Below are 25,398 nucleotides of genomic sequence, written 5' to 3' on the forward strand. Positions count from 1 at the left end.
GCTAGCCGCCCAAAAAGCTTTTGGCGACATCGGGGTCGGCAAGCAGCGCTGCCCCCGTATCAGTGAAGCGGTTTTGGCCCGCGGCCAGTACAAAGCCTTTATCGGCAATGGCCAGCGCCTGTTTGGCGTTCTGCTCGACCATTAAAATCCCCACCCCTGCGGCATTGATTTGCTTAACACGATCAAAAATCTCGTTCATGTAAAGCGGTGATAGCCCGGCGGTAGGCTCATCCAGCAGCAGAAGGCTTGGCTCGGCCATTAATGCCCGGCCCATGGCCACCATCTGGCGCTGACCGCCAGAGAGTTCGCCCGCTGGCTGATGACGCTTTTCAACCAACGGTGGGAAAAAGGCGTACACCTGCTCCAGCATGCGCTTGACGTTCTGAGGCTTGAGATAGGCGCCCATCTCCAGGTTTTCTTTTACCGTAAGGCTTGGGAAGACGTTTTTTTCCTGGGGTACGAAGCCCATGCCTCGTTCCACCAGCTTGTTGGTTGGCAGGTTATGGATCGGTTGGCCGTTAAGCAGGATCTCGCCCTGATTGACATGCAGCAATCCAAACACGGCTTTTAGCATGGTGGACTTGCCGGCGCCGTTAGGGCCGACGATCACACCCACTTCATTGGCGTTAAGCGTCATGTTCACCCCGTTAAGAATGTTCATGCTGCCATAACCGCCGTGCACGTCGCGTGCTTCGAGCAGGGGCGTTGTTGATGTAGCTAATGGCATAAAAAAGTGTCTCGCAGTGCCGCTTTTAAACGGCGTATTGTCGTAGTTTTTGTGCAAGGCGCCGTTTAGGCGGCATCGGTGCCAAAGTAGGCTTCGATTACCTCGGGGTTATTTTGAATATCCTCAATATGGCCTTCTACCATCACGCTGCCCTGGGCCAACACAATGACGGGGTCGCATAGCCGCGCGATCATTTCCATATCGTGTTCGATAACCAGAAAGGTGTAGCCCATTTCCCGATTCAAACGCTCGATATTGCCAATCAAGTCGCCCAGCAGGGTGCGGTTAACGCCTGCGGCAATTTCATCCAGCAGAACCACTTTGGCCTCGGTCATCATGGTGCGGCCAAGCTCTAAAAGCTTTTTCTGGCCGCCAGAAAGATTGCCGGCAAGCTCATTGCGCACATGGTGAAGACCGACGAATTCGATCACCTCAAGGGCGCGCCTTCTCACCTCGGCTTCCTGTTCACGGACCTGGCCTGGCTTGAGCCACGTGTTGAAAAGACTTTCGCCCGCCTGACGGGGTGGCACCATCATCAGATTTTCCAGCGCGCTCATCTGGCTGAATTCATGCGCGATCTGGAAGGTGCGCAAAAGCCCTTTGTGGAATCGTTGATCGGCACTCAGCGGCGTAATATCTTCACCGTCGAGCAGAACGCGACCACTATCCGGCATCAGTGCGCCGGCAATGAGGTTAAAAAGTGTCGATTTGCCCGCACCGTTGGGGCCAATCATGCCGGTGATTGAGCCTTTTTCGACGCTAATCGAGCAGTCGTTGATAACGTGCAGGCCACCAAAGGCTTTATTGACGTGTTGAACTTCAATAAGGGGTGTCATCGCATCCTCGCGCTAAAGGCAGCTGATACTGCCAAGGCTTATCTGTTGTTATGTGAGTGGGCGACGCTTGGCTTTCCATCGCTGGTTTGCGGCAAACAGGCCGACGAACAGCAGTGCGCCGACCGCCGGGAGCAGGTAGCCATCCATAAAGGGAAGGCTGCGCAATAGCACATACGCTACCGCCGCCGGGCTAATAAAGCGCACCAGAAACCGCCACATGGCGAACCACATCGCGGTGGTGTCGAGTTCCTTTTTAACTTCCGTTTGGGTGAGCGCCCAGCCAGCAAAGAGAGCAATCATAAGCCCACTCAAGGGCATAAGGACATTGGTCAAAAGCTCAATAAGCTCAAACGCGCTGCGTCCCCAGATTGCGTGGAAGAACGTGCCTTCCGCCCAGATATTAAAGCTCACCACGGTTAGCAGACCCACGGCCCAGGTAGCTATCACTATGACGGCTACGGCCTGTGGCCGGGTCATATCAAAGCGCTCAACAAGATAAGCGGCCACCGGCTCAATCAGCGATATCGACGAGCTGATCGCAGCGCCTAAAACCAGAATAAAGAACACCCCGCCTACCAGTGCGCCCATAGGCATCTCAGCAAAAGCCAACGGCAGCGTGACAAACATCAACCCCGGCCCTTGAGCGATATCCAGACCTGCGCCAAACACGAGAGCAAAGATCGCAAGCCCGGCCACCATGGCCACTAGGGTATCGATAATCGCAATGGCAATCGCCGTGCGGGTGAGGGATACCTCGCTGGTCATATACGCGCCGTAAGCCATGATGGCGCCCATACCCAGGCTAAGCGTAAAAAACGATTGGCCCATGGCCTGCAGCCAGCCTTCGATACTTAAGCTGGCAAGATTGAAGGTAAGCAAAAAATCTGCGGCTGCCGCAATATCACCGTGAATCACGCTATAAGCCAGCACGATCAATAAAATAATAAACAGAGCAGGCATCATAATGCGCAGCGCCGACTCAATGCCGGTGTGAATACCCAGGGCTACAATTAGCCCTGAGCCTGCGATAAATAGCGTGTGATAGACCGTCATCAAGCCCGGCGAACTTAACAGCAGTGCAAAGCCGTCGCTGATGGTTTGCGCATCGGCGCCCACCAGTGAGCCGGTCAACATTAGCCAGGTGTAATGAATCGCCCAGCCAGCAATCACCGAATAGAAGCTTAGGATTAAAAAGGCGGCTAGAGCGCCTAGCCAGCCAATCGATTCCCAGGTGCGCGATGTATGGTGAGTCTTGGTCAAATGCCGCATGCCCATAATCGGGCTCTGACGGCTGGTGCGGCCCAACATGATTTCGGCAATTAAAATCGGAATGCCTACCGCAAAGATGGTCAGCGCATAGACCAGAATAAATGCCCCGCCGCCGTATTCACCCACCAAGTAGGGAAAGCGCCAAAGGTTGCCCAAACCCACCGCAGAGCCTACCGCTGCTAGTAAAAAAGTGCCCTTATGTGTCCATACGTTGTGACCGCTCATGTAAGAGTGTCCCTATGCGGGTGACTGGACGGGGGTAAATATCCAAACACCTGTATGAATTGTAGGCTGCCAGTAGGCCGTGGCCGCGCCGAGATTAATACTACTTTGCGATAGAACGCGTCGGCTTTCCAGTATGCTAGCGTTTAGGCTGCGTTTATCGAAGCACTTGGCGGCGCTATGAAAACCAAGTGAAGGGCAGGGCTAAGACAAAATGAGCGGGATAACACACAAGAGAATCCAAAAGCGCATGGCTCACTCACAATAAAGCCCGCACGAGGCGGGCTTTAGGGGCTTGCTTAAGAGCTGTCTTTAAGAACTGTCTTTAAGAACTAGCTTCAAGAACTGGCTTTAGACTTTAAGAGCCAGTCTCAAAAGCTTACTTCTTGCCAGCGCGCTTGCGCTCGTTCTCGGTCAAATGCTTCTTACGCAGGCGGATATGGCTCGGCGTCACTTCAACCAGCTCATCGGAGTCCAGGAATTCGATCGCCTGTTCCAGGGTGAACTTGATGGGTGGCGTCAGCACGATGTTTTCATCGTTACCGGTTGAGCGCATGTTATCGAGTTTTTTACCCTTGGTCGGGTTAACTACCATGTCGTTGGCACGGTTGTTAATACCGATCAGCATGCCTTCGTAGACTTCGGTGGCGTGATCGATGATCAGCTTACCGCGCTCCTGCAGAGCGTACAGGGCATAGGCCAGGGCCTTGCCACCAACCATGGAGACCAGTACGCCGTTACGACGCTCGATAGACGCATCGGGCTTCAGCGGGCCGTAGTGATCAAAGCGGCTGGTCAGGATACCGGTGCCGGACGTCAGGGTCAGGAACTGACCACGGAAGCCGATCAATCCACGCGCAGGAATAATGAAGTCCAGACGAACACGGCCTTTACCATCCGGGTTCATGTTAGAAAGCTCACCCTTACGATAGCCAAGCTCTTCCATGATCGAGCCCTGATGCTGCTCTTCACAGTCGATGATGACTTCTTCGTAGGGCTCCTGCTTCTCACCGTCAATCTCTTTGATGATAACTTCGGGGCGACCAACGGCCAGCTCAAAGCCTTCACGACGCATGGTTTCAATCAGTACCGACAGGTGAAGCTCGCCACGCCCAGAAACCTTGAATTTCTCCGGCGTTTCGCCTTCTTCAACGCGCAGTGCAACGTTGTGGATCAGCTCTTGCTCCAGACGGTCCTTGATGTTCCGACTGGTAACGTACTTGCCGTCTTTACCGGCGAACGGTGAGTCATTAACCTGGAACGTCATCGAAACGGTCGGTTCGTCAACGGACAGCGGCGGCAGTGCCTCAACCGTATTGACGTCGCACAGCGTGTCGGAGATCGCCAGTTTATCGATGCCAGTAACGCAAACGATGTCGCCTGCAGTGGCTTCGTTGGTCTGTACGCGCTCCAGGCCCATATGGGTCATGACTTGGCCGATCTTACCTTTACGCGTCTCACCTTCTTTGGTGATGATGCTGATCTGCTGACCAGGCTTGACGCTACCGCGCTTGATGCGGCCAAGACCAATAACGCCTACGTAGCTGTTGTAATCCAGTGCGGAAATCTGCATTTGGAAAGGACCGTCGACTTCGACTTTCGGCGGCTCAACGATATCAACGATGGCCTGGAACATCGGGTCCATGTTGTCGGCAAGCTCTTCCGGGTCCATGCCGGCAATGCCGTTGAGCGCTGAGCAGTAGATGATCGGGAAATCAAGCTGCTCGTCGGTGGCGCCCAGGTTGTCAAACAGATCAAAAATCTGGTCGATAACCCAGTCAGGACGTGCGCCGGGGCGGTCGATCTTGTTAACGACGACGATCGGCTTAAGGCCTTGGGAGAAGGCTTTCTGGGTAACAAAGCGGGTTTGCGGCATCGGGCCGTCAACCGCATCGACCAGCAGCAGAACCGAATCGACCATGGACATTACGCGCTCAACTTCACCACCGAAGTCAGCGTGCCCAGGGGTATCAACGATATTGATGTGGTAGCCCGTACCATTGCCATCTTGCCACTGAATGGCCGTGTTTTTGGCCAGGATAGTAATACCGCGCTCTTTCTCCTGGTCATTAGAGTCCATAATCCGCTCTTGGCCTTCGGCCTTGCGGTCTAGTGTGCCTGATTGACTTAACAGCTTGTCTACCAAGGTAGTTTTGCCGTGGTCAACGTGGGCGATGATGGCAATGTTACGAAGATTCTCGATCACGACGCGATCCTGCTGGGAAAATAGGGCGGCATTATAGGGTCTCGGTGTGGTCGACTACCAGCCTTGTCTCAAATAAAGCGTTAAGTCAATAACCCAAACGCGGCAGTTTTCGCCTCTGCGATGCATCCGTTAAGATAGGCGTTTTCCCAGTTGGGGCAGGCACATGACCATCGGTAACCTGATGCGTTTGTTGAGCGATGGCAACGTTCACTCTGGTGAGCAATTAGGTGAAGCGCTAGGCGTTTCACGGGCTGCCGTATGGAAACAGCTGAAAAAATTGGATGCGCTTGGCGTGGACGTAGTGGCAGTGAAGGGCAAGGGCTACCGCTTGGCCACTCGGCTGGAGCCGCTGGAGGGCGCCAAAATCGTCGAGCGGCTGCCCGCTCAGGCGCGCCATTTGCTGACGCGGCTGTTTGTTGAGGACCAGCTACCCTCAAGCAATGAGTATCTGCGGCAGCGGTTTAATCAGGGCGCGGGTCACGGTGAAGTGTGCTTGGTTGAGTTGCAAACCGCCGGGCGCGGACGGCGAGGGCGAGTATGGACAACGCCCTGGGGACAAAGCCTGATGCTCTCGCTGGGTTGGCGCTTTGACGCAGGCGTGGCATCGCTGGAAGGGCTAAGTCTCGCGGTTGGTGTGGTGGTATCCCAAGTGCTTGAGCAACTGGGCAGTGCGCCAAAGCTTAAGTGGCCCAACGATATTTTGCTGGCTGAAAAAGGTGATGAGCTGGGTAAGCTGGCGGGCATTTTGATCGAAGTGACCGGTGATGCCGCAGGCCCTTGCGAAGTGGTCATTGGCATGGGAATGAACCTCTCGCTTTCTGAATCCCAGCGCGCAGCCATTGACCAGCCGGTAGCTGCACTGTTTGATATGCACGCGGGGCTCTCGCGCAACCAGCTAGCTTCGGACGTCGTCGCGGGGCTTTTAAGCATGCTGGCAGACTTCGAGCAGATTGGTTTTGGCGCCTGGCGTGATGAGTGGAACAAGCGGCACGCCTATGCGGGAATGCCGGTACGTATTATTCAAGGGGAGCGCGCAAGCGATGCGATCGCAGGCGACGTAGATGAGAGCGGTAACTTATGGGTTACTGAAAATGGTCACTCGCGGCGCTTGGCAGGCGGTGAGATCAGCGTACGCAGGCGCTTATGATTCTGGATTTGGATATCGGTAACACCTTGTCGAAATGGCGACTCAAGGATGCCGAAAGTAGTGAAATACGCTCGCGGGGGGCGGTGTGGACCCGCGAGGAGTGGCGTCCTGGGGCGGATATTCCTGATCTCGATGTTGTCGAGGCAGTGCGTATATCAAGCGTTGCCCGCGCTGGGGTGCTCGATGAAACGGTCACCTTGCTGCGCCGTCAGGTGCGCCACGTGTTTGTGGCCCGCTCGCTACCGGAAGCACTGGGCGTGGTTAACGGGTACGACGAGCCCGGTCGTCTAGGGGTGGATCGTTGGATGGGCGCGTTGGCCGGGTACCAATTAGCCGGTGGCTGCTGTGCGGTAGATTGCGGCAGTGCAATCACTATCGATTTCGTATTGCCCGGTGGTATACATTTGGGGGGCTTTATTATCCCTGGGCTGCGCCTGATGAAAGAAAGCTTGAAGTTGGGCACGCGCAACGTAGCCATTGACCCGGAAAGCGAGGCGGATGCTTTGCTGGAGCCTGGGCGGCGAACGGTGGACGCAGTCAATCACGGTATTTATATGGCAGCCGTCAGCGCCATCAACCGTATTTACAGCGAAGTGTGCGACCAGCAGGGCATCTCGCTGCCCATGCTGCTTACCGGGGGGGACGCTCGAGTGGTGTCGCGAGGCGTGCAGGTGCCACACGCTGTGTGGCCCGATATGGTGTATGGCGGGCTTGAAGCCTGTTACCCGCTAACGTTTGCCGAGCGCGCAGGCAAAATGTCTGGGGCGCCGAAAGTCCCCGAGCCAGTATCATTAGAAAAAATTCGCGCGGGACTTGCATTCTCAATGCTGCTTTGACAGAATGCAGCGCGTTCCAAGGCAGCAAACAGATGCGCAAGCATCGCAAGCTACGATAAATTAAGTAATATCTAGCTTGACAGTGTTTTGGAGGCTGGCATAATGTGCCGCCAAAGCTGGAGAGATTCCCGAGTGGCCAAAGGGAGCAGACTGTAAATCTGCCGCGTAAGCTTCGAAGGTTCGAATCCTTCTCTCTCCACCAGATTTAAACAGCAGCGACTTTGGTCGGTGTTGTGGGATGAAAGCCGGTAGTGGGCATTGTCTATCGTTCGGCGTGCGGCGGCTTGTAATCCTGGCAGCAGTTACGCGGGCGTAGTTCAACGGTAGAACCTCAGCCTTCCAAGCTGATGGTGCGGGTTCGATTCCCGCCGCCCGCTCCAGTTGATGTGTTTTGGCTCATGTAGCTCAGGGGTAGAGCACACCCTTGGTAAGGGTGAGGTCGACGGTTCAATTCCGTCCATGAGCTCCATATTGCGAGAAAGGCGAGCGAAGCTCGCTTTTTTTGTCTCTGCATATATGTCTTCGGGCTTGATGTGGAGGAAGGGGTTGTCAGGTGGGTTTATTTCCGCTACCATGGCGCCCGCTGTTGTGTAGGTGGTAGTGAGTGCCTATGCGCAGGATGATACAGGCCAGTGGCTCAATTGGCAGAGCAGCGGTCTCCAAAACCGCAGGTTGGGGGTTCGAGTCCCTCCTGGCCTGCCAACCTTCCCCAGGTTGGCATGTGATTTTCCAGAATTCCTTTATTGTAGCCGCACCCTAAGGAGTCTCGTTTTATGAAGCCTGGTTCTGTAAAGCACGGTACCGAGGTGCAACAGGCGCGCCATGACGGGCTCAAGTGGGCGGCGGTTATAGCGCTGCTTGTCGTTGCTGTCGTTGGTAATACCTATTTCGCCGATACTGGTCTGCTCTACCGCGTGTTGGGTGTAGTGGTTTTATGTGCGCTTGCTGGTTTGATCGCACTTACCACCGCCAAAGGTCGCGACCTGACAGAGCTTGCCGTTAGCGCCAAGAAAGAGATTCAGCGCGTTGTATGGCCGACCCGCCCCGAAACAATTCAAACCACCGCGATTGTCTTGGTGGCGGTTGTTGTGGTGGGTTTGATGCTGTGGTTGATCGATACTCTTCTTGGCTGGGCAATGTCCGGCGTCATTGGTTAGGAGTTTTCATGTCCAAACGTTGGTACGTCGTCCACGCCTATTCCGGTTTTGAAAAGCATGTTATGCGCTCGCTGATCGAGCGTGTGAAAATGCACGGTATGGAAGATCGTTTTGGCGAGATTCTGGTGCCGACGGAAGAAGTCGTTGAGATGCGCGACGGTAAGCGCCGCAAGAGTGAGCGTAAATTCTATCCCGGCTATGTACTGGTCGAGATGGAAATGGTCGACGAAACATGGCACCTCGTTAATGAAACCCCGCGTGTAATGGGCTTCATTGGCGGAACGAAAGAAAAACCGGCTGCGATCACGACCCGTGAAGCGGACGCTATTTTGCGCCGCGTTAAAGACGGAACCGACAAGCCGCGGCCCAAAACAATGTTTGAGCCGGGTCAGTCGGTGCGTGTTATCGATGGTCCGTTCGCTGACTTCAACGGTGTGGTTGAGGAAGTCAACTACGATAAGAGCCGTTTGCAGGTCAGTGTATTGATTTTTGGGCGTGCCACGCCTGTGGAGCTAGAGTTTTCTCAGGTTGAAAAAGAGTAAGCTCGCACGTTAAGAGTAGGGCGCTAATAGCGCCATATATTCGTAAGAGGCAGCCTGTGGCTGTCTCGTTAGTCCCGGGGAGCCGCAAGGCGCTATTACCCAATTGGAGTATTTACCATGGCCAAGAAAGTCCAGGCTTATATCAAACTGCAGGTAGCTGCAGGTAAAGCCAATCCAAGTCCGCCCGTAGGCCCCGCGCTGGGTCAGCACGGCGTGAACATCATGGAATTCTGTAAGGCGTTTAACGCCGCGACTCAAGAAATTGAGCCGGGCCTGCCGACGCCTGTCGTGATCACTGTCTACTCTGACCGTAGCTTCACGTTCGTTACCAAAACGCCGCCTGCTGCCGTGCTGCTGAAAAAAGCCGCTGGTATCAAGTCGGGTTCTGGCGAGCCGAACAAGAAGAAGGTCGGCACCGTGACTCGCGAGCAGCTTGAAGAGATCGCCAAGACTAAAGAGCCGGATCTGACGGCTTCTGATCTTGATGCCGCCGTACGTACTATCGCAGGCAGCGCTCGTAGCATGGGCCTTAACGTGGAGGGTCTCTGATCATGGCTAAACTGTCTAAGCGCGCGAAGGTAATTCGCGAGAAAGTAGATGCCAACAAGGCTTACTCTCTGGAAGAAGCGGTTGCACTGCTTGCTGAACTGTCTACCGTTAAGTTCAACGAGTCTGTTGACGTTGCGATCAACCTGGGTGTTGATCCGCGTAAATCTGACCAGGTTGTACGTGGCGCTACCGTTATGCCTAACGGCACCGGTAAAGACGTACGCGTAGCGGTCTTTACTCAAGGTGCTAACGCCGATGCTGCTAAAGAAGCAGGCGCTGACATCGTGGGTATGGAAGATCTGGCTGAGCAAGTGAAGAAGGGCGTAATGGACTTTGACGTCGTTATCGCTTCTCCGGATGCTATGCGCGTTGTCGGTCAGCTGGGCCAGATTCTGGGTCCGCGTGGCCTGATGCCCAACCCGAAAGTCGGCACCGTAACGCCTGACGTTGCGACTGCTGTCAAGAACGCCAAAGCTGGTCAGGTACGCTTCCGTACTGACAAAAACGGCATTATCCACACTACGCTGGGTAAAGTGACGTTTGATGCGGCTTCTGTTCAAGGCAACCTGGAAGCACTGGTTGCTGACCTTAAGAGGCTCAAGCCGAGCTCCTCTAAAGGTATTTACTTTAAGAAAGTCACCCTGTCCACTACCATGGGCCCAGGTCTGACTATCGACCACTCTGCGCTGGTATAAGCAGGTCGTCGACAGGTTTTAAGTAAGAACCGAGCAAGAACTTTGCGGTCCTCTGGTTAGGTAAACCTGCCGGAGCACCGTCAAAGACCGCAGGTGCCGCGCTGGATGTCTCATCTCAACGCGGCTTAATTGCCTAAAGCGCCTGCGCAGATGGTGTGGCCGCCAGTTGGTTGTAGCTTTTTAGCGACTTCGCTTTCTGGTGAGCACCATCCCCTAAGGCTTCCAGCGCTGGTTATATCAGGCCTGGAAGAGATGGTAACCTCCGAAGCCTTGAAAAGGTTTCGGCACGAAGGAGTGATCACTGTGCCACTAGCACTTGAAGGCAAGAAAGCGATTGTTGCCGAGGTCAGTGAAGCGGCCAAGGGCGCACTCTCCGTCGTAGTTGCCGATTCTCGCGGTGTAACGGTCGGTAAAATGACCGATCTGCGTAAGCAGGCACGTGAGAATGGTGTAGAGCTGCGCGTTGTTCGCAACACGCTGGCTCGCCGCGCCCTCGAGGGCACTCAGTGGGAGTGTCTGAACGAGAGCTTTGTTGGTCCGACTCTGTTGGCTTTCTCTACTGATCATCCGGGCGCTGCCGCTCGCTTGTTCAAAGATTTTGCTAAAACTGAGCAGAACTTCGAAGTGAAGGCGTTGGCCTACGAAGGCGAACTGATCCCGGCTGCTGACATCGACCGTCTGGCAACCCTACCGACTTACAACGAAGCAATTGCCAAGTTGATGTCGGTAATGAAAGAAGCCTCCGCTGGCAAGCTGGTTCGTACCCTGGCCGCCCTGCGCGATCAGAAGCAAGAAGAAGCTGCGTAAGCAGACCTTTTTGCAGGCGGCGTGAACGCTATGCCGATTGCGTCGCCTGAACCGAGCAATGAATCCTGAGTCCTCGGCCGACCGAGACTCCCGCAAAGTTAGGAATGAAAAATGGCACTGTCTAAAGACGATATCATCAATGCTGTAGCCGACATGTCCGTAATGGAAGTTGTTGAGCTGATCGAAGCAATGGAAGAGAAGTTCGGCGTATCAGCTGCTGCAGCTGTTATGGCTGGCCCGGCTGCTGGCGGCGAAGCTGCTGCAGAAGAGCAAACCGAGTTTGACCTGGTTCTGACCGCTGCTGGTGACAAGAAAGTTAACGTCATCAAAGCCGTTCGTGAAATCACTGGTCTTGGCCTGAAAGAAGCTAAAGGCGCTGTTGACGGCGCTCCGGCAACTATCAAAGAAGCCATGTCCAAAGACGACGCAGAAGCAGCAAAAGCGAAGTTGGAAGAAGCGGGCGCAAGCGTCGAGCTCAAGTAATTCTTGTGCTGACGGCTTTACGCGCTGCGTAAGCTTCCACGGCTGGCGGCGGGTTTTCCCGCTGCCGGCCTTTTTCTGTTGCAACTTATAGGTTGTTACAGAAACACAGTAATACCGTTGTTGTAATACTGTTATCGATCAAGATTTTCGACGGCGAGCTACCGATTTAGGAGCTTGCTGTCTGCGTCTGACACGCCCGCGCAGGGCAGCGATGACCACGCATCGGTCACCCATGGTGAACAAGCTGGGGAATACAGATGGCTTACTCATATACTGAGAAAAAACGCATCCGCAAGGATTTCGGCAAACTGCCCCAAGTGATGGATGTGCCTTACTTGCTGGCCATCCAGCTTGATTCCTATTACGACTTTCTCCAGCAAGATCGTTCGCCTGACGAGCGTCACGAAGTTGGCCTGCATGCGGCGTTCAAGTCCGTGTTTCCGATCGAGAGTTTCTCGGGTAACGCAGCACTTGAGTACGTTAGCTACCGTTTTGGCACGCCGGCGTTCGATGTTAAGGAGTGTCAGCTGCGCGGCGTGACGTATTCCGCCCCGCTGCGCGTCAAGGTTCGCTTGATCATTTATGATCGCGATTCCTCGAACAAGGCAATCAAGGATATTAAAGAGCAAGAAGTCTACATGGGGGAAATCCCCCTGATGACTGAGAACGGTACCTTTGTGATCAACGGTACTGAGCGGGTTATCGTTTCCCAGCTCCACCGCTCGCCCGGTGTGTTCTTCGATCACGACAAAGGTAAGAGCCACTCCTCAGGCAAGTTGCTCTACTCTGCCCGCGTAATTCCTTACCGTGGCTCTTGGTTGGACTTTGAGTTCGACCCGAAAGACAACGTGTTCGTGCGTATTGACCGTCGCCGTAAACTGCCGGCTTCGGTACTAATGCGTGCGCTCGGCATGAGCACTGAAGAAATTCTTAGTGAATTCTTCGACACTAGCGTATTCCACATTGAGAAATCCGGTTTCTCTGTGGAGCTGGTGCCGTCGCGCCTGCGCGGTGAAACCGCCACCTTTGACATTAAAGATGGCAGCGGCGAGCTGATTGTTGAAGAAGGTCGTCGGATCACTCAGAAGCACATTCGTCAGCTTGAAAAAGCCGGCCTTGAGCGTCTGGACGTGCCGATGGAGTACCTGTTCGGCAAAACGCTGGCCCACGATCAAGTGGATACCAAGACCGGCGAGCTGATCTGCCCGTGTAATACTGAAATTACCCCTGAAGTGCTTGAGCGTATGGCTCAGGGCGGTATCACGCGCATTGAAACGCTTTACACCAACGACCTGGATTGCGGCTCGTTCATTTCCGACACCCTGAAGTTGGATACGACCGGATCGGCGTTGGAAGCGCTGGTTGAAATTTACCGCATGATGCGTCCCGGCGAGCCGCCCACTAAAGAGTCGGCTGAAACGCTGTTCCACAACCTGTTCTTTACTGAAGATCGCTACGATCTTTCAGGTGTGGGCCGCATGAAGTTTAACCGTCGTCTGCGTCGCGAAGCCGACACGGGTTCCGGCGTGCTGGACCGCAAAGACATTCTCGATGTGCTGCGCGAGCTGATCAATATCCGTAACGGCTTTGGCGACGTCGACGACATCGACCACCTGGGTAACCGTCGTATTCGCTGCGTAGGCGAAATGGCCGAAAACCAATTCCGTGTAGGTCTGGTGCGTGTTGAGCGTGCGGTCAAAGAGCGTCTTTCCATGGCGGAAAGCGAAGGCCTAATGCCGCAGGATCTGATCAACGCCAAACCGGTTGCAGCGGCGGTGAAAGAGTTCTTCGGTTCAAGCCAGCTGTCCCAGTTTATGGACCAGAACAACCCGCTTTCGGAAGTTACCCACAAGCGTCGCGTGTCTGCACTCGGCCCGGGTGGTTTGACCCGTGAGCGCGCTGGCTTTGAGGTGCGCGACGTACACGCCACGCACTACGGTCGTCTGTGCCCCATCGAGACACCTGAAGGCCCGAACATCGGTCTGATCAACTCGCTGGCCACTTACAGCCACACCAACAGCTACGGCTTCCTTGAAACGCCGTACCGTAAGGTTAATGCCGGTCAGGTAACTGACGATATCGTTCACCTGTCAGCGATCGAAGAGGGCGACTTTGTTATCGCCCAGGCATCTGCTGCTGTGGATGAGTCCAACAAGCTTTCTGACGACCTGGTTCAGGTACGTCACCGTGGTGAAACCACCTTCATGCGTCCTGAGCAAGTGACGCTGATGGACGTTTCTCCGCGTCAGGTTGTATCGGTGGCGGCTGCCCTGATTCCGTTCCTGGAGCACGATGATGCTAACCGCGCCTTGATGGGTGCGAACATGCAGCGTCAGGCCGTTCCTACTCTGCGTGCTGACAAGCCGCTTGTGGGAACCGGCATGGAGCGTTTCGTGGCACGTGACTCCGGCGTATGTGCCGTGGCGCGTCGTGGCGGTGTTATCGACTCGGTAGATGCACGTCGTGTGGTGGTACGGGTTAGCGAAGATGAGATCATCGGCGGTGAAGCCGGCGTTGATATCTACAACCTGACCAAGTACACCCGTTCGAACCAGAACACCTGTATGAACCAGCGCCCCATCGTGCGTCCTGGTGACAGCGTTGCGCGCGGCGATATTCTCGCCGACGGCCCGTCTGTCGATATGGGTGATCTGGCACTCGGTCAGAACATGCGTATCGCGTTCATGCCCTGGAACGGCTACAACTTCGAGGACTCCATCCTGCTATCTGAGCGGGTGGTTCAAGAAGACCGTTTCACCACGATCCATATTCAGGAACTGACCTGTGTGTCTCGCGACACCAAGCTGGGGCCGGAAGAGATCACCTCTGATATTCCCAATGTCGGTGAATCCGCACTGGGCAAATTGGACGAGGCGGGCGTTGTTTACATCGGTGCTGAAGTTGGCCCGGGCGACATTCTGGTCGGTAAGGTAACGCCGAAGGGCGAAACCCAGCTGACGCCAGAAGAGAAGCTGCTGCGTGCGATCTTCGGTGAGAAGGCGTCTGATGTTAAAGATACCTCCCTGCGTGCTCCTACGGGCATGAAAGGTACGGTTATCGACGTTCAGGTGTTCACTCGCGACGGCGTGGAAAAAGATTCACGTGCGCTCTCCATCGAGCAAATGCAGCTGGATGAAGTGCGTAAGGACCTGCAGGAAACCTACCGTATTGCTGAAGATGCAACGTTTGAGCGTCTGCAGCGTACGCTGGATGGCCAAGCCGTTAACGGCGGCCCGAACCTCAAGAAAGGCGACGTGCTGGACGAGGCTTACCTCGACGAGCTGCCGCGTCAGCAGTGGTTCAAACTGCGCATGCAGGATGAGTCCTACAATGAGCTTCTGGCCCAGGCCGACGAGCAGCTGGAAAACCGTCGTAAAGAGATGGATGAGCGTTTCGAAGATAAGAAACGCAAGTTGACCCAGGGCGATGATCTGGCGCCTGGCGTTCTCAAAATCGTCAAGGTTTACATGGCGGTCAAGCGTCGCATCCAGCCAGGCGACAAGATGGCCGGTCGTCACGGTAACAAAGGTGTTATCTCCGCGATCATGCCGATCGAAGACATGCCATTCGACGAGAAGGGCGAACCGGTCGACGTGGTACTTAACCCGCTGGGTGTACCGTCGCGTATGAACGTGGGTCAGATTCTGGAAACCCACCTGGGTATGGCGGCACGTGGGCTGGGTGTCAAGATTGACGCTATGCTCCGCGATGCGCGTGGCCAGCAGGTTGCCGAAATTCGTGACTTCCTGGGTCAGGTGTACAACACGCCGGGTGCTCGCGCTGAAGATCTGGACTCGCTCAGTGATGAAGAAGTCATTGCGCTGGCCAAGAATCTTAAAGGCGGTGTGCCCATGGCCACGCCGGTATTTGATGGTGCCAAGGAGCACGAAATCAAACACCTGCTGAAGCTTGCGGACATCCCTGAGTCAGGTCAGATGAAACTGCACGATGGCCGTACCGGTGATGCGTTTGATCGCCCGGTAACCGTCGGCTACATGTACATGCTGAAACTGAACCACCTGGTAGACGACAAGATGCACGCTCGTTCTACCGGCTCTTACTCGCTGGTTACCCAGCAGCCCTTGGGTGGTAAAGCACAGTTCGGTGGTCAGCGCTTTGGTGAGATGGAAGTGTGGGCGCTGGAAGCCTATGGCGCGGCCTACACCCTGCAAGAGATGCTCACCGTCAAATCGGACGACGTCGAAGGCCGCACCAAGATGTACAAAAACATCGTGGATGGCGACCACACCATGCAGGCAGGCATGCCGGAATCCTTCAATGTACTCGTGAAGGAAATCCGCTCGCTGGGCATCGATATCGAGTTAGAGAGCTAGGAGCCGTGCTATGAAAGATTTGGTGAAAGTACTCAAATCGCAATCTCAGTCCGAAGAGTTTGACGCGATCAAGATTACTCTGGCGTCGCCGGACATGATTCGCTCCTGGTCGTTTGGCGAGGTGAAGAAGCCTGAGACCATCAACTACCGTACCTTTAAACCGGAGCGGGACGGTCTGTTCTGCGCCAAGATTTTTGGCCCGGTAAAGGATTACGAGTGCTTGTGCGGTAAGTACAAGCGCATGAAGCACCGCGGCATCATTTGTGAAAAGTGTGGCGTTGAAGTCACCAAGGCAGCCGTGCGCCGTGAGCGCATGGGTCACATTGAGCTGGCATCCCCAGTTGCCCACATCTGGTTTCTGAAATCATTGCCGTCGCGTATCGGTATGTTCCTCGATATGACGCTGCGTGATATCGAGCGCGTGCTGTACTTTGAGAGCTTCGTGGTTATCGATCCAGGCATGACCACGCTTGAGCGTGGTCAGCTCTTAAACGATGAGCAGTACTTTGAAGCCCTTGAAGAGTTCGGCGATGACTTCGATGCCCGCATGGGCGCCGAAGCGGTGCAGGAACTGCTCAAAGATATCGATCTTGAAGAAGAGATTAATACCCTGCGTGAAGAAATTCCGCAGACCAACTCTGAAACCAAGATCAAGAAGCTTTCCAAGCGTTTAAAGCTGCTTGAAGCGTTTTACCACTCCGGCAATGCGCCGGCGTGGATGGTCATGGAAGTGCTGCCTGTCCTGCCGCCGGATTTACGTCCGCTGGTACCGCTGGACGGTGGCCGCTTCGCGACCTCCGATCTTAACGACCTTTACCGTCGTGTGATCAACCGTAACAACCGCCTGAAGCGTCTGCTCGACCTTAATGCGCCGGATATCATCGTGCGCAACGAGAAGCGTATGCTTCAGGAAGCGGTCGATGCACTGCTTGACAACGGTCGTCGTGGCCGCGCGATCACGGGCTCCAACAAGCGTCCGCTGAAATCGCTCGCCGACATGATCAAAGGTAAGCAGGGTCGTTTCCGTCAGAACTTGTTGGGTAAGCGCGTCGATTACTCGGGCCGTTCGGTAATTACCGTGGGTCCGACCCTGCGCCTGCACCAGTGTGGTCTGCCGAAGAAAATGGCGCTGGAGCTGTTCAAGCCGTTTATCTACTCCAAGCTTCAGTCGCTGGGCTTCGCCTCAACGATTAAAGCCGCGAAGAAAATGGTTGAGCGCGAGCTTCCGGAAGTGTGGGACATCCTTGCTGATGTTATCCGCGAGCACCCGGTACTGCTTAACCGTGCACCGACGCTTCACCGTCTGGGTATCCAGGCGTTTGAGCCGCTGCTGATCGAAGGTAAAGCGATCCAGCTGCACCCGCTGGTGTGTGCGGCCTACAACGCCGACTTCGACGGTGACCAGATGGCGGTACACGTACCGCTGACCCTGGAAGCCCAGCTTGAAGCCCGTGCGCTGATGATGGCGACCAACAACGTGCTGTCGCCCGCTAACGGCGAGCCGATCATCGTACCGTCGCAGGACGTTGTTCTGGGTCTTTACTACATGACCCGCGAAAAGATCAACGCCAAAGGCGAAGGCATGGTGTTCTCCGACCTCAATGAGGTTGAGCGCGCCTTCGGAACTCAGTCTGTATCGCTTCATGCCCGCATTACCGTGCGTCTGGACGAAGTGGATATCGAAGAAGAGACCGGTGCCAAGTCTTACCATCGTCGCCTGTATAAAACGACGGTGGGTCGCGCCATGCTGTTCCGCATTCTGCCGGAAGGCGTGCCGTTCCCGCTGATCGACCAGCCGATGAAGAAAAAGGCTATTTCCGGCCTGATCAACGAGGTGTATCGCCGCTCAGGCCTCAAGCCGACGGTTATCTTCGCTGACCAGCTGATGTATACCGGTTTCCGCCTGGCAACCTGGTCGGGCGCCTCCATCGGTGTTAACGACTTCGTTATCCCGGATGCCAAGACCGAAATCGTTGACGCAGCGGAAGCTGAAGTTAAAGAGATCGAAGACCAGTTCTCTTCTGGCCTAGTAACAGCCGGCGAGAAATACAACAAGGTTATCGATATATGGTCCAAGGCCAACGATAAAGTCGCCAAGGCGATGATGGTCGGCATCTCGAAAGAGACCGTTATCGATCGCGATGGTAACGAGGTTGAGCAGGATTCGTTCAACAGCGTCTTCATCATGGCCGACTCCGGTGCCCGGGGTAGTGCCGCTCAGATCCGTCAGCTTGCCGGTATGCGTGGCCTGATGGCCAAGCCGGATGGCTCGATCATCGAAACGCCGATCGTGGCCAACTTCCGTGAAGGTCTGAACGTACTTCAGTACTTCATCTCGACCCACGGCGCGCGTAAAGGTCTGGCGGATACGGCCCTGAAAACGGCTAACTCCGGTTACCTGACCCGTCGTCTGGTCGACGTGGCCCAGGATCTGGTCATCACCGAGGTCGACTGTGGTACTGAAAACGGTCTGACCCTGCACCCGATCATCGAGGGTGGCGACATCATCGTACCGCTGTCACAGCGTGTACTGGGTCGTGTGGTGGCACTGGACGTTGTTGATCCGGGTACCGAGGAGATCTTGATTCCGCGCGGTACGCTGCTTGACGAGAAATGGTGTGCTGAGCTCGACACCATGGGTGTGGATGAGATTATCGTACGCTCAACCATTACCTGTGATACGCCACACGGCGTGTGTTCGTCCTGTTATGGACGTGATCTTGCCCGCGGTCACCAGGTCAACATCGGTGAGTCTGTCGGTGTTATCGCCGCTCAGTCAATCGGTGAGCCGGGTACTCAGCTGACCATGCGTACGTTCCACATCGGTGGCGCGGCATCGCGTTCATCAGCCGTGGATAGTGTACAGGTCAAGCACGGCGGTAAGGTGCGTCTGCACAACATCAAGCACGTAGAGCGTGCTGACGGCAAATTGGTTGTCGTATCGCGTTCCAGCGCCCTGGCGGTCGCCGATGATCACGGCCGTGAGCGTGAGTACTACAAGCTGCCGTACGGTGCTGAGCTTTCCGTACGTGACGGCGACGTGGTTGATGCCGGTGCGATGGTCGCTAAGTGGGATCCGCACACCCACCCGATCATTGCTGAGGTAGAGGGTAAAGCGCAGTTCATCGATCTCGACGAAGGTGTCACCATGCACCGCTCCGTCGACGAGATGACCGGTCTTTCTTCTATCGAGGTTATTGAGTCCGCCGCCCGCCCGATGGCTGGCCGCGACAAGCGTCCGATGGTCATGCTGCAGGACGCCTCCGGTGAGTACGTGTCGGTTTCCGGCTCGAATACGCCAGTGCAATACCTGTTGCCGGGTAATTCCATTATCTCTGTAGATGATGGCTCGACTATCGGTGTGGGTGAGGTAGTTGCCCGTATTCCGGTTGAGGCATCAGGTAACAAAGATATCACCGGTGGTCTGCCGCGCGTTGCCGACCTGTTCGAAGCGCGTAAACCGAAAGAATCAGCGATCCTGGCTGAAATCAGCGGTGTTATCAGCTTCGGTAAAGAGACCAAAGGTAAGCGTCGTTTGACGATTACGCCGGAGTCTGGCGATCCGTTTGAAGCGCTGATCCCGAAATGGCGTCAAATCGCCGTGTTCGAAGGTGAAGCGGTTGAGAAGGGTGAAGTCATCTCCGATGGCCCGAGCAACCCGCACGATATCCTGCGTCTGCTGGGTGTCGCGGAACTTGCCAAGTATATTACGGCCGAAGTGCAGGACGTTTACCGTCTGCAGGGTGTTGGCATCAACGATAAGCACATTGAAGTTATTGTGCGTCAGATGCTGCGCAAAGTAGAAATTGCCGATTCGGGCGATTCTGACTTCATCACTGGCGACCAGGCTGAGCTTGTGCGTGTGTTGGAGCAAAATGCCCGTCTCGAGAAAGAAGGTAAGTTCCCGGCGAAGTATCAGCGTCTGCTGCTGGGTATTACCAAGGCCAGCCTGGCGACCGAGTCGTTCATCTCCGCGGCCTCCTTCCAGGAGACCACGCGGGTACTGACCGAAGCGGCAGTCACCGGCAAGCGCGATTATCTGCGCGGCCTGAAAGAAAACGTGGTAGTTGGGCGTCTGATTCCGGCAGGTACCGGTCTGACTCACCACGCTGAACGTCGCCGCAAACGCGAAGACGTTGAGCGCCTGTTCAATCCCTCAGCGACTGAGGTAGAGCAGGAGCTTGGAGCACAGTTGACAGCGCTTGATTCTGACGACGAGCTCTAAAACCGAGTAGTAAAAAATGAGTATCTGATCCTAGAGCCGTTAACTTGCCGGTTAAACCGCCGGCAAGACTTGACGGCGCCTAGGATCAGCCTTTAGAATGCGCAGCCTTTAACAGTGGGGTGGGTGCGCCCGCATCCGCTGCCCGTATTTGTTGAAGGCTAGGCAACCATTGGAGTCAGCTAAACACCATGGCAACGATTAATCAGCTAGTGCGCAAGCCGCGCAAGCGCCCCGTTACTAAAAGTGACGTGCCCGCGCTGCAGGCCTGTCCGCAAAAACGCGGCGTATGTACGCGTGTATACACTACTACCCCTAAGAAGCCGAACTCGGCCCTGCGTAAGGTTTGCCGTGTGCGCCTGACCAACGGTTTCGAGGTTTCTTCTTACATCGGTGGTGAAGGTCACAACCTGCAAGAGCACTCTGTTGTTCTGATTCGCGGCGGTCGTGTCAAGGATTTGCCAGGTGTGCGTTATCACACCGTTCGTGGCGCCCTGGACACCTCTGGCGTACAGAACCGTAAGCAGGGTCGTTCCAAGTACGGTACCAAGAAGCCGAAGTCCTAAGTTCAGGGCGTCAAGGCTGCTTGAGACGGTGCTGTGTTTCCGTCTGTTATCTTTAACACGAATATATGACGGTCTGATAAGAGTAAGGTCGGGCGGCGCTAAGCGCCGAAAGCCTAGCGCGAGTTCCGGGTTTACCTGAAGGATCCTTAATTGAGGGCTTATCATGCCTAGAAGAAGAGTTGTAGCTAAACGCGAAATCCTGCCGGATCCTAAGTTCGGAAGTGAGCGTCTGGCGAAGTTCATGAACCACCTGATGGTCAGCGGCAAGAAGTCCATAGCTGAGCGCATCGTTTATGGTGCGTTGGACAAGGTTGCCGAGCGTAGTAGTGAAGAGCCGCTGGAAATCTTCGACAAAGCGCTGGAAACCATCCAGCCGATGGTCGAAGTGAAGTCGCGCCGCGTTGGTGGTGCGACCTATCAGGTGCCGGTTGAAGTTCGTCCGTCTCGTCGTCAAGCGCTGGCTATGCGCTGGCTGGTAGACGCGGCGCGTCGTCGCGGTGAGAAAACGATGGTTCAGCGTCTAGCAGGCGAAATGCTGGATGCCGCAGAAGGTAAAGGTTCAGCCGTTAAGAAGCGCGAAGACGTGCATCGTATGGCCGAAGCCAACAAAGCTTTCTCGCACTATCGTTTCTAAGAACGTCGTTTCTAAGAGCGTCGCTTCTAAGAAAGACGTTTCGACGTACGGCGTTTGTAAGCGCAGTGTTTGTAGAGTTCGCGTTTATATATGCACGTTGTTTCAGCAGGGCGTCATTGAAAGTGGTAAGTCGAGTCGCTTTGTTGCAACACCCCGCCGTTATCATCCTGTGATAACGGCGGTAGCGTAAGGCTCACTTTTGCCGCTGCTAAATTAACGAGCATCGCCAACTAACGGGAGTTTCACCGTGGCACGCAAGACACCACTTAATCGTTATCGCAATATTGGTATCGTAGCGCACGTCGACGCGGGTAAAACCACAACGACCGAGCGGGTACTGTTTTATACCGGCTTGAACCACAAGTTGGGTGAGACGCATGAGGGTGCTTCAACTACTGATTGGATGGAGCAGGAGCAGGAGCGTGGTATTACTATCACCTCGGCTGCTGTAACCACCTTCTGGCCGGGTATGGCCAAGCAGTTCGACGAGCACCGCATCAACATCATCGATACACCTGGACACGTTGACTTTACTATCGAAGTTGAGCGTTCACTGCGTGTTCTTGATGGCGCGGTCGTTGTACTGTGCGGTTCTTCCGGCGTTCAGCCGCAGACCGAAACAGTATGGCGTCAGGCCAACAAGTACGAAGTACCGCGTATGGTCTTCGTCAACAAGATGGACCGTACCGGCGCTGATTTCTTCATGGTTGTTGACCAGTTGAAAGAGCGTCTGGGTGCGAATGCCGTGCCGATCCAGATTAACTGGGGTACGGAAGAAGACTTTAAAGGTGTTGTCGACCTGATTCAGATGAAGGCTATCCTGTGGGATGAGGCGAGCCTGGGTATGAATTTTGAGCTCGTAGAGATTCCGGCTGAGCTGCAAGAGACTGCCGAAAAATATCGCGAGCAAATGGTTGAAGCCGCTGCCGAAGGCTCTGACGAGCTGATGGAGAAGTATCTGGAAGGCGGTGAGCTTTCGATCGAAGAGATCAAGGCCGGCCTTCGTGCACGTACTCTGGCTAACGATATTGTTCTGGTTACCTGTGGTTCTGCCTTTAAAAATAAAGGCGTTCAGGCGGTGCTGGATGGCATTATCGAATACATGCCTTCGCCGACTGAAGTTAAGGCGATTGAAGGTGAGCTGGACGATAAAGACGGCACGATTGCAACGCGTGAAGCCGATGATAGCGCGCCATTTGCGGCGTTGGCATTCAAGATCGCGACCGACCCCTTCGTTGGTACGTTGACCTTTATTCGCGTCTATTCGGGCGTTCTGAAGTCTGGTGACGGTGTATATAACTCCGTTAAGCAGAAGAAAGAGCGTGTGGGTCGTATCGTTCAGATGCACGCCAACTCGCGTGAAGAGATCAAAGAGATCCTGGCGGGCGATATCGCTGCGTGTATCGGCCTGAAAGACGTCACCACGGGTGACACTCTTTGCGATATCGATAACAAAATTGTTCTCGAGCGCATGGAGTTCCCGGATCCGGTTATCTCTGTAGCCGTTGAGCCGAAGACCAAGTCCGACCAGGAAAAAATGGGTATTGCACTGGGCAAGCTGGCCCAGGAAGATCCCTCTTTCCAGGTTAAAACCGACGAAGAAACCGGCCAGACCATTATTTCTGGTATGGGCGAGCTTCACCTGGACATCATCGTTGACCGTATGCGTCGCGAGTTCAAGGTTGAAGCTAACATCGGTAAGCCGCAGGTAGCGTACCGCGAAACTATTCGTGGCAGCGTTGAGCAGGAAGGCAAGTTTGTACGTCAGTCTGGTGGTCGTGGTCAGTACGGTCACGTTTGGCTACGTATTGAGCCGCTGACTGCTGCAGACAAGGGTGAAGGCGAAGACGAAATCTTCTTCAAATTCAACTCTGAAATCGTAGGTGGTACGGTTCCCAAGGAATACGTCCCTGCGGTTGAGAAGGGTGCTTACGAGCAGCTGAAAAACGGTGTCATCGCGGGTTACCCGATGATCGACGTTAAAGTGACGCTGTTCGACGGCTCCTTCCACGACGTAGACTCTAACGAGACTGCGTTCAAGATTGCTTCTTCTATGGCAGTGAAGGAAGGTGCCAGGAAGGCCAAGGCCGTGCTGCTGGAGCCGGTGATGAAGGTCGAAATCGTGACTCCCGAGGAATTTATGGGTGACGTCATGGGTGACCTGAGCCGTCGTCGCGGTCTGGTGCAAGGCATGGATGACTCTTCTGCTGGTAAAGTCATTCGTGCAACGGTGCCGCTGGGTGAGATGTTCGGTTATGCAACCGATCTACGCTCACAATCCCAGGGCCGTGCGAGCTACTCTATGGAGTTCTCGAAGTACGACGAGGCGCCCTCCAGCGTCGTTGAAGCCGTCATCAATCAAAACGGTTAACCGTTAGCTAACGTAAAGAGGTTATAGCAGTGGCTAAGGAAAAATTTGAACGTTCCAAACCGCACGTCAACGTCGGCACCATCGGTCACGTCGACCACGGTAAAACGACCCTGACTGCGGCCCTGACCCGCGTTTCTGCTGAGGTTTTCGGCGGCGACTGGCGTGAATTCGATACTATCGATAACGCTCCTGAAGAGCGTGAACGTGGTATCACTATCGCGACTTCGCACGTGGAATATCAGTCTGAAGTGCGTCACTACGCGCACGTTGACTGCCCAGGACACGCTGACTACGTCAAGAACATGATCACCGGTGCAGCGCAGATGGACGGCGCGATCCTGGTATGTTCTGCCGCTGACGGCCCGATGCCGCAGACTCGCGAACACATCCTGCTGTCTCGCCAGGTTGGCGTACCGTTCATCGTTGTGTTCCTGAACAAGGCAGACATGGTCGATGACGAAGAGCTGCTCGAACTGGTAGAGATGGAAGTTCGCGAACTCCTCGACCAGTACGACTTCCCGGGCGACGACACGCCGATCATCACTGGTTCTGCGCTGATGGCTCTGAACGGTGAAGATGAAAACGGTATGGGTACTACTGCCGTTGCTAATCTGATCAAAGCTCTGGATGACTACATTCCTGAGCCGGAGCGTGCTATCGACCAGCCGTTCCTGATGCCGATCGAAGACGTATTCTCTATCTCTGGCCGTGGTACTGTTGTTACCGGTCGTGTAGAGCGCGGTATTGTCAATCCGGGTAACGAAGTTGAGATCGTGGGTATCCGCGAGACCACCAAGACCATCGTTACCGGTGTTGAAATGTTCCGTAAACTGCTCGACGAAGGTCGTGCTGGTGAGAACGTTGGCGCCCTGCTGCGTGGTACTAAGCGTGATGACGTTGAGCGTGGTCAGGTTCTGGCCAAGCCGGGCACCATCAAGCCGCACACTACCTTCGAAGCAGAAGTTTACGTACTGTCCAAAGAAGAAGGTGGTCGTCACACGCCTTTCTTCAAGGGCTACCGTCCCCAGTTCTACTTCCGTACCACCGATGTAACGGGTACTTGTGAACTGCCGGAAGGTGTTGAAATGGTAATGCCGGGTGACAACGTTCAGATGGTTGTTACTCTGATTGCTCCGATCGCTATGGACGACGGTCTGCGCTTCGCAATTCGCGAAGGTGGTCGTACCGTTGGTGCTGGCGTTGTGGCAAAAATCGTTCAGTAATCATTTTACTTGATCGATGAAGGGGGCTCTCGCGAGCCCCCTTTTCTGCGCACCAATAGCAAATGTTTGACATGGGCTTTTGGCGTGCCTATAATGCGCATCCTTTGAATGCGTGGGTAGACGGCTCGCGCCGTCGACATCCATTGGAGTTTAGGGCAAATGCAGAACCAAAAGATTCGCATTCGGTTGAAAGCGTTCGACCATCGCCTGATCGATCAGTCCACAGCGGAGATTGTTGAAACCGCTAAGCGTACTGGTGCTCAGGTTCGTGGACCGATTCCGCTGCCGACCAACCGCGAGCGCTATACCATTCTGATTTCACCGCACGTCAACAAAGATGCGCGTGACCAGTATGAGATTCGCACGCACAAGCGTGTGCTCGACATCGTTGAGCCGACTGAAAAAACTGTTGACGCGCTGATGAAGCTCGATCTCGCTGCTGGCGTAGACGTGCAAATCAAGCTCAACTAATTACACTAGACACTTGCGGCCCAGCGTTCATCACTTTTACCGCATGAACAGCAGCCGCCGCGCCGTGAGGCGCCATACAATGTGCTAGTGGAATGCTCTGG

General features: G+C 54.9%; 19 protein-coding genes and 4 tRNA genes. 19 read left to right on the top strand and 4 right to left on the bottom strand.

Going from position 1 to position 25,398, the window contains the following annotated elements; translation table 11 throughout:
• Position 1: 1 nt before the first annotated feature.
• The 4 genes from ACT3XD_RS02615 to typA form a co-directional block, all read right to left on the bottom strand.
• On the bottom strand, positions 2–727 hold the full coding sequence (locus ACT3XD_RS02615; protein ID WP_192536480.1) for an ABC transporter ATP-binding protein: 726 nt from the start codon (positions 725–727) through the stop codon (positions 2–4).
• A 65-nt stretch (positions 728–792) separates the two neighbouring features.
• The gene (locus tag ACT3XD_RS02620) at positions 793–1,563 is read right to left on the bottom strand and encodes an ABC transporter ATP-binding protein (RefSeq protein ID WP_192536481.1); all 771 of its coding nucleotides are present in this window, start codon (positions 1,561–1,563) and stop codon (positions 793–795) included.
• Positions 1,564–1,611: 48 nt separating this feature from the next.
• Entirely contained in the window at positions 1,612–3,057 is a 1,446-nt protein-coding gene (locus tag ACT3XD_RS02625; protein WP_192536482.1) for a sodium-dependent transporter, read from the bottom strand.
• A 376-nt stretch (positions 3,058–3,433) separates the two neighbouring features.
• Entirely contained in the window at positions 3,434–5,260 is a 1,827-nt protein-coding gene (gene typA, locus ACT3XD_RS02630) for a translational GTPase TypA (RefSeq protein ID WP_192536483.1), read from the bottom strand.
• A gap of 163 nt (positions 5,261–5,423) precedes the next feature.
• Between typA and ACT3XD_RS02635 the strand changes: the two genes are divergently transcribed.
• The 19 genes from ACT3XD_RS02635 (at position 5,424) to rpsJ (ending at position 25,297) form a co-directional block, all read left to right on the top strand.
• The gene (locus ACT3XD_RS02635) at positions 5,424–6,407 is read left to right on the top strand and encodes a biotin--[acetyl-CoA-carboxylase] ligase (protein ID WP_192536484.1); all 984 of its coding nucleotides are present in this window, start codon (positions 5,424–5,426) and stop codon (positions 6,405–6,407) included.
• Positions 6,404–7,243, top strand: coding sequence for a type III pantothenate kinase (locus ACT3XD_RS02640; RefSeq protein WP_192536485.1), 840 nt, complete (start codon positions 6,404–6,406; stop codon positions 7,241–7,243). The genes ACT3XD_RS02635 and ACT3XD_RS02640 overlap by 4 nt, the downstream gene beginning before the upstream one ends.
• A gap of 118 nt (positions 7,244–7,361) precedes the next feature.
• Positions 7,362–7,445, top strand: a tRNA-Tyr gene (locus ACT3XD_RS02645).
• Positions 7,446–7,549: 104 nt separating this feature from the next.
• Positions 7,550–7,623, top strand: a tRNA-Gly gene (locus tag ACT3XD_RS02650).
• Positions 7,624–7,637: 14 nt separating this feature from the next.
• A tRNA-Thr gene (locus ACT3XD_RS02655) sits at positions 7,638–7,712 on the top strand.
• A 157-nt stretch (positions 7,713–7,869) separates the two neighbouring features.
• Positions 7,870–7,945 (top strand) — tRNA-Trp (locus tag ACT3XD_RS02660).
• 71 nt (positions 7,946–8,016) lie between these two features.
• Positions 8,017–8,400 (top strand): preprotein translocase subunit SecE, encoded by a 384-nt coding sequence (gene secE, locus ACT3XD_RS02665; RefSeq protein WP_018917746.1) that lies wholly within the window; start codon positions 8,017–8,019, stop codon positions 8,398–8,400.
• Positions 8,401–8,408: 8 nt separating this feature from the next.
• Positions 8,409–8,942, top strand: coding sequence for a transcription termination/antitermination protein NusG (gene nusG / locus ACT3XD_RS02670; protein ID WP_018917745.1), 534 nt, complete (start codon positions 8,409–8,411; stop codon positions 8,940–8,942).
• 117 nt (positions 8,943–9,059) lie between these two features.
• Complete coding sequence (rplK, locus tag ACT3XD_RS02675) at positions 9,060–9,491, top strand: 50S ribosomal protein L11 (RefSeq protein ID WP_018917744.1); 432 nt, start codon at positions 9,060–9,062, stop codon at positions 9,489–9,491.
• A gap of 2 nt (positions 9,492–9,493) precedes the next feature.
• Positions 9,494–10,186, top strand: a complete 693-nt coding sequence (gene rplA, locus ACT3XD_RS02680) for a 50S ribosomal protein L1 (protein ID WP_192536486.1) — start codon at positions 9,494–9,496, stop codon at positions 10,184–10,186.
• A 303-nt stretch (positions 10,187–10,489) separates the two neighbouring features.
• Entirely contained in the window at positions 10,490–10,993 is a 504-nt protein-coding gene (gene rplJ / locus ACT3XD_RS02685) for a 50S ribosomal protein L10 (protein ID WP_106374976.1), read from the top strand.
• A 111-nt stretch (positions 10,994–11,104) separates the two neighbouring features.
• Positions 11,105–11,476 carry a 50S ribosomal protein L7/L12 gene (rplL, locus tag ACT3XD_RS02690; RefSeq protein ID WP_087108966.1) on the top strand — a complete coding sequence of 124 codons (372 nt, stop codon included), beginning with the start codon at positions 11,105–11,107 and terminating at the stop codon, positions 11,474–11,476.
• Positions 11,477–11,733: 257 nt separating this feature from the next.
• On the top strand, positions 11,734–15,810 hold the full coding sequence (rpoB, locus tag ACT3XD_RS02695) for a DNA-directed RNA polymerase subunit beta (protein WP_192536487.1): 4,077 nt from the start codon (positions 11,734–11,736) through the stop codon (positions 15,808–15,810).
• Positions 15,811–15,820: 10 nt separating this feature from the next.
• Positions 15,821–20,035: a DNA-directed RNA polymerase subunit beta' gene (rpoC, locus tag ACT3XD_RS02700; RefSeq protein WP_192536488.1), complete on the top strand. Its 4,215-nt coding sequence runs from the start codon at positions 15,821–15,823 to the stop codon at positions 20,033–20,035.
• Positions 20,036–20,223: 188 nt separating this feature from the next.
• Positions 20,224–20,598, top strand: a complete 375-nt coding sequence (gene rpsL / locus ACT3XD_RS02705; protein ID WP_106374972.1) for a 30S ribosomal protein S12 — start codon at positions 20,224–20,226, stop codon at positions 20,596–20,598.
• A 163-nt stretch (positions 20,599–20,761) separates the two neighbouring features.
• Positions 20,762–21,232: a 30S ribosomal protein S7 gene (gene rpsG / locus ACT3XD_RS02710; RefSeq protein ID WP_018917738.1), complete on the top strand. Its 471-nt coding sequence runs from the start codon at positions 20,762–20,764 to the stop codon at positions 21,230–21,232.
• 247 nt (positions 21,233–21,479) lie between these two features.
• Entirely contained in the window at positions 21,480–23,603 is a 2,124-nt protein-coding gene (fusA, locus tag ACT3XD_RS02715; protein WP_192536489.1) for an elongation factor G, read from the top strand.
• A gap of 29 nt (positions 23,604–23,632) precedes the next feature.
• Entirely contained in the window at positions 23,633–24,826 is a 1,194-nt protein-coding gene (gene tuf, locus ACT3XD_RS02720) for an elongation factor Tu (RefSeq protein WP_192536490.1), read from the top strand.
• Positions 24,827–24,985: 159 nt separating this feature from the next.
• Positions 24,986–25,297: a 30S ribosomal protein S10 gene (gene rpsJ, locus ACT3XD_RS02725; protein WP_007112007.1), complete on the top strand. Its 312-nt coding sequence runs from the start codon at positions 24,986–24,988 to the stop codon at positions 25,295–25,297.
• Positions 25,298–25,398: the final 101 nt, after the last annotated feature.

This window comes from Halomonas sp. AOP7-B1-5 (genome assembly GCF_052353045.1).
Lineage (GTDB): Bacteria > Pseudomonadota > Gammaproteobacteria > Pseudomonadales > Halomonadaceae > Vreelandella > Vreelandella colorata.

Bases quoted from the DNA above. Each gene is read 5' to 3' on its own strand.
- ACT3XD_RS02615 (WP_192536480.1), bottom strand. From the start codon at position 727: ATGCCATTAGCTACATCAACAACGCCCCTGCTCGAAGCACGCGACGTG.
- rpoB (WP_192536487.1), top strand. From the start codon at position 11,734: ATGGCTTACTCATATACTGAGAAAAAACGCATCCGCAAGGATTTCGGC.
- rpsG (WP_018917738.1), top strand. From the start codon at position 20,762: ATGCCTAGAAGAAGAGTTGTAGCTAAACGCGAAATCCTGCCGGATCCT.
- ACT3XD_RS02620 (WP_192536481.1), bottom strand. From the start codon at position 1,563: ATGACACCCCTTATTGAAGTTCAACACGTCAATAAAGCCTTTGGTGGC.
- secE (WP_018917746.1), top strand. From the start codon at position 8,017: ATGAAGCCTGGTTCTGTAAAGCACGGTACCGAGGTGCAACAGGCGCGC.
- rplL (WP_087108966.1), top strand. From the start codon at position 11,105: ATGGCACTGTCTAAAGACGATATCATCAATGCTGTAGCCGACATGTCC.
- rplK (WP_018917744.1), top strand. From the start codon at position 9,060: ATGGCCAAGAAAGTCCAGGCTTATATCAAACTGCAGGTAGCTGCAGGT.
- ACT3XD_RS02640 (WP_192536485.1), top strand. From the start codon at position 6,404: ATGATTCTGGATTTGGATATCGGTAACACCTTGTCGAAATGGCGACTC.
- rpsL (WP_106374972.1), top strand. From the start codon at position 20,224: ATGGCAACGATTAATCAGCTAGTGCGCAAGCCGCGCAAGCGCCCCGTT.
- rplA (WP_192536486.1), top strand. From the start codon at position 9,494: ATGGCTAAACTGTCTAAGCGCGCGAAGGTAATTCGCGAGAAAGTAGAT.
- nusG (WP_018917745.1), top strand. From the start codon at position 8,409: ATGTCCAAACGTTGGTACGTCGTCCACGCCTATTCCGGTTTTGAAAAG.
- rpsJ (WP_007112007.1), top strand. From the start codon at position 24,986: ATGCAGAACCAAAAGATTCGCATTCGGTTGAAAGCGTTCGACCATCGC.
- rpoC (WP_192536488.1), top strand. From the start codon at position 15,821: ATGAAAGATTTGGTGAAAGTACTCAAATCGCAATCTCAGTCCGAAGAG.
- ACT3XD_RS02625 (WP_192536482.1), bottom strand. From the start codon at position 3,057: ATGAGCGGTCACAACGTATGGACACATAAGGGCACTTTTTTACTAGCA.
- ACT3XD_RS02635 (WP_192536484.1), top strand. From the start codon at position 5,424: ATGACCATCGGTAACCTGATGCGTTTGTTGAGCGATGGCAACGTTCAC.